The 203-nt window shown below is 68.0% G+C and carries 1 protein-coding gene; it reads right to left on the bottom strand.

The genetic code is table 11. The features are described 5' to 3' along the window. Positions 1 to 203 (bottom strand): YDG domain-containing protein (locus tag OXQ95_RS18670; protein WP_267383148.1); only part of this gene is annotated, 203 nt, incomplete at both ends.

The following is a 203-nucleotide window of genomic DNA, read 5'->3' as shown; positions in this document are numbered from 1 at the left end:
TGGTGGCGCTCGCGTCCGTGTTGACGGTGTAGTTACTCGCGTCGCCGCCGGTCAGCGCCAGGTTGCCGACGCTCACGGTTTTCGCGGTGCCGACATTCTTGGTGTCGTAGCTGCCGCTCGTCGGATTGTTCAAGGCGACGGCGTCGCCCGCGACCGCACCGGCGAGCGTGTAGTTGCCGCCCGCCAGCGTCGCTGCCGTCGTA

It is taken from the genome of Sphingomonas sp. GC_Shp_6, from assembly GCF_026540835.1.
In the GTDB taxonomy this organism is placed as follows: Bacteria; Pseudomonadota; Alphaproteobacteria; order Sphingomonadales; family Sphingomonadaceae; genus Sphingomonas.
This window is presented reverse-complemented; position numbering and strand designations above follow the sequence as displayed.